Origin of the sequence: Nocardiopsis sp. LOL_012 (assembly GCF_048060475.1) — a bacterium.
Taxonomy (GTDB): Bacteria; Actinomycetota; Actinomycetes; order Streptosporangiales; family Streptosporangiaceae; genus Nocardiopsis.
Genome location: NZ_JBHMIV010000094.1, coordinates 1 through 1,096, shown reverse-complemented (window position 1 = coordinate 1,096; position 1,096 = coordinate 1). Strand labels below are relative to the sequence as shown.

The following is a 1,096-nucleotide window of genomic DNA, read 5'->3' as shown; positions in this document are numbered from 1 at the left end:
GCCTCGTCGTGGAGGGTGCGGGCACGGGTGCGGAGGCCGTCGGGTGTTGGGCTTGTGGTGGTGCCGCCATCGGTGGCCGCCTGGGGGAGGAAAGCCGCTTCCACGGTCCAGTCTGTCTCTGTCGGCAGTCCCGGGGTGTGAGGGGTGGTGGCGTGGTTCTGGCCGCGTGGCAGGAGAAGTTCGGCGTCGAGGCGGACGGTGTGGCTTTCCCGGGTGACCTTGGTGATCTGGTACCGGCTGCCACGGGGGAGGAGGAGTTCGCGCTCCCTGGGATAGGCGCTGTTGCTGCCGAGCCAGAGTGCTGTGGTCCCGGGGGGCAGGGTGAGGTGGAGGTAGAAGGGGTGCTGGGCCGCTTTGGGGCGTGTGACCCGTGCGCCCAGGGAGGTGGAGAGGTATCCGGGGTCGGTTTGGACGGTGCCTTCGAGCGCTGTGGGGTCGCCGGGGGTGAAGCCCTCCATGAAGTCGATGCCGAACATGTAGCGGTGGGCCGTGAGGGGTTCTGGGAGGGGGTTGGCGGCGATGGCCTGGTCGATGAGGGAGATCTCGTGTTCCAGGCCGGCCAGGTGGGGGAAGGTTCCGTGGGTTTCGATGAGGTAGGCAGTCTTGCCCGACTGCTGTTTGAGGTTGTGGAGTGCTTGCGCGGGGTCGGGCGCGGTCATGATGTGTGTGACTAGATGGGCCTGCTCGGGGGTGAGGTGGTGGGTTCCGTCGTGGTGGGCGCGAGCGATGTGGCCGAGGGTGAGGGGGGTGAGGCCGGTCATCTCATAGAGGGGCCAGAGGGGTCCGCGTAGGGCGGGGGTTTCTACGACTTCGAGTTTCTTGTGGAGGGTGCGGGCGCGCAGGATGCCGTTGTGCAGGTCGGAGTTGCCGCTGTAGTTGCTTAGGGCGTTGCGGTGTTCTCGGGACAGATTGGTGAAGGCATAAGGGTTGCTGTGGGGGTTGCCGAGGATGGTTTCGCCGTAGGTCTCGCCGTCGTTGTTGGTGTCGAAGTGGCGGGTGCCGTCGGGTGCGGTTCGGCCGGGGCGTGGGTCGGGCAGGAGGACGGGGAAGGCGTGGATGTCGGTGGTGGTGGGTTCTTGGTGGCTGGTGTTGTGGG

At 66.9% G+C, this 1,096-nt stretch carries 1 protein-coding gene; it reads right to left on the bottom strand.

All coding sequences use genetic code 11. The features are described from left to right. A partial coding sequence (locus tag ACFHWE_RS23575) for an ADP-ribosyltransferase (protein WP_416604066.1) occupies nt 1–1,096 on the bottom strand: 1,096 nt, incomplete at both ends.